Consider the following 2868-nt stretch of genomic DNA (forward strand, 5'->3'; position numbering starts at 1 on the left):
ACACGAGACGGAAACCCAGACGTTGCCGTCACTGATCATCTTGATGCCCTTGTGCAGGCCGGAGTAGGCCGCAAGGGTATAGGCGAGGATGATGCCCAGCATGATGATGGCGTTGCCCCACAGGCCCACCTGAATGCCGAAGATTTTGTTCAGGCCCACGGTGAACAGCATAAGGCCAAGGCAGTTTGCCGCGGCGGCGCCCCACAGGGCGGTGATGGAGGCAAGGATTTCAACGCAGCGGCCAACAACCCCGCGCGAGGCCTTGTCGCCCAGCAGGCCGTAAAAGGCGCCGGAGATGGTCATGGGTCGGTTCAGACGGAAGGCGGGGAAGGCTACAATCAGGCCCACCAGCGCGTAGATGGCCCACTGGTGGAAGCCCCAGTGCAGCATGGCCGCGCCCTTGGAGGCCAGCACAGCGCCCTGCGTGGCGGATTCCGCAAAGTAGGGCGTTTTGTAGTAGTGCCACAGGGCCTCGCCAAAGGGCCAGAAACAGTAGCCCGCGCCAAGGCCGCAGCCAAAGAGCAGGGCAATCCAGCTAAAGGTGCTGAATTCCGGCCGGTCCTCGTCCTTGCCAAGGCGCATTTCGCCGTACTTGCTGAAGGCGAGGTAGATCAAAATGGGAATGAATAAAAAGACGCTCAGGATGAAGAACCAGCCAAAGTTGTGGGCCAGCACGCCTTTTGCGCCCTTCATGATTTCAACAAAGCCCGGTGCGTCCAGTCCGGCCCAAAGAAGAGCCAGCATCGTGATGCCAAGGGTGACACCCACCAAAAGCTGATCCGTTCCGCCTTGCTTGGGAAGCGTTTTTGTGTCAGTAGCAGTCGTCATTGATTCTCTCGTTGCCATGTGCTCCGGCTAGGGAGCCGTTAACGGGAAGATGGCGTAAGGGCGGCTGACGGAGTCGCGGTTCGCGTCCGTTTGTGTGCGCAAACGGTACACGCGGTAGACCGCTGGCACCGTCAGCCGTTCTGTTTTGCCCGGAGGGTGTGTCTAGCTGCCTGCTTCGACGAAGGCGTCGAGCTGCGCTTTGACTGCCGGGTCCATCTCGGGCATCTGATACTCGGCCAGCAGTTTCTCTCCGCGTTCGCGGATGGTCTGCTTCAGCGACTTTGTGTCGCCGGAGAACCAGGCCTCAAGACCCTTGCGGTAGGAGTAGTTTGGCTGCCAGCTTGCGGTGCGGCAGTTGAGGGCGGTGTGCATGTTGGTGAGGTATTCGCCGCCATGGCCCACTTCCTTGATGACGTCCAGAGCAAGACCCTCTTCGCTGACGTCGATCTTCTGGCGCATGGCCTTGCCATAGCCGCAGATTTCGTCGTCCATGACAATCTTGGTGAAGGACGCGCCAAGGTAGGAGGACAGGCAGCCGGAGCTGTGCTGGATGAAGTCCGCGCCAAGGTTCATGGCGTTCAGCATGGTGCTCATGGACTCAAAGCCCGCCTGTGCGTCCACGTCGCAGGCATCCGTCAGGGAGCCGCCGCCTCGGCAGGGCAGGCCGTAGTAGTGGCCCAGCTGCACGCCGGCGCGCATGACTTTGGAGAATTCGGGGGCGCCAATAGCCACAACCACAGTGGACATGTCCATCACGCCGGAGGCGCAGCCGTAGATGACCGGGGTGCCGGGATTCACCAGCTGGGACAGCACGATGCCTGCCAGCACTTCTGCCGTCTGCAGAACCAGCACGCCGCCCATGGAAATGGGACCGGTGGCGCCGCCGGTGACAAGTGCGGCGATGAGCATGGGCTGCTTGTAGGTCGCCAGCTCAATGAGGGCTTCGCAGGTTTTTTCCTCGTAGCGCAGGGGCGTCAGGCTGTTGATGAGGGAGATGGAAAACGGCTTTTCCTTAAACTCTTCCCTGTCGCAGCCAAAGACCATTTCGCCCATGGCGAGCATGTCGTCCACGCCCTTTTTGCCGTGGGTGCTGCACCCCATGAACGGCTTGTCGGAGTAGACGAAGGAACTGTAGAGCATCTGCAGGTAGGACGTTTCGGCGGGGACGTCGCTGGGGTCGCACAGCAGGTAGCCAACCATGTCCTGATTGGGCAACTGATGTGCCAGCTTGACGAGGGTGTGGTAGTCGTCAAGGGTTCCGCTGCGCAGGTTATCGTCAAAGTCAACAACGTTGGGCGCGCCGTAAACAGGCGAGAAGATAGGACGTTCTCCACCGATGACCACGTTGTTCGCCTCGTTGCGGGCGTGGACGGTGAAGGATGAAGGACAGGTCGAGAGCGCGGCCTGCACCTGTTCGTCGGTGATGAAGACGCGCTGGTCCTCTACCTTAAAGCTATGAGATCGAAACACATCAAGTGCCTGTTCGGACAGGAACTCTATTCCGGTGGTCTCAAGAAGGTTGATTGTTGCAGCGTGTACTGCAGAAATATCATCTTGGGTCAACGACCACATTGGATCGAGCGGCATGAAGCACCTCCCAAATGCTTAGTCCCGTTATTATAACGGGTATGCGAAATCTTATATACGTCAGTGCAATGTTCGTTCGCGTTTGGCGCCAGCGGTAGAACAGGCTTGTGCTTTTTTTGCACAAGCTGGGTAGGTGTTACTGTGGAACCAGCAAAAAAAAAATAGCGCGGACTAATCCCGGGTCTAAAAAACCAGTTTTTCCCGTTTTTTTCGGGGAGGCAGGTTGTGGGACGTGGGGGTATCCCCTCGCGGAGAAAGGGCGCTCCGGCGTCGGCTCTTTTGCCGCTTGGGAGGGGTGCTTGCGTGGTTTGGTTCGGGAATTCAGGGTGTTATCCTGCGGTGGCAACTGTTGCTGTGCAGTCCCTTTCCCCTGCGGACACCTCCCCCTCTCGGGTATGGGAGAGGGGGGAGAGCGCAGAGATATACTGTGGGAAAGATTTCATTTTCACATGC

General features: G+C 58.7%; 2 protein-coding genes. Both read right to left on the minus strand.

Annotation, left to right across the window (positions count from 1 at the left end; genetic code table 11):
• The coding region (locus ACY69P_RS15795) for a BCCT family transporter (RefSeq protein ID WP_462328176.1) at nt 1-828 on the minus strand (828 nt) is incomplete at its 3' end.
• Between the two features lie 162 nt (nt 829-990).
• Nucleotides 991-2415 carry a trimethylamine methyltransferase family protein gene (locus ACY69P_RS15800; protein WP_462328177.1) on the minus strand — a complete coding sequence of 475 codons (1425 nt, stop codon included), beginning with the start codon at nt 2413-2415 and terminating at the stop codon, nt 991-993.
• Nucleotides 2416-2868: the final 453 nt, after the last annotated feature.

This window comes from Desulfobaculum sp. (assembly GCF_054921475.1).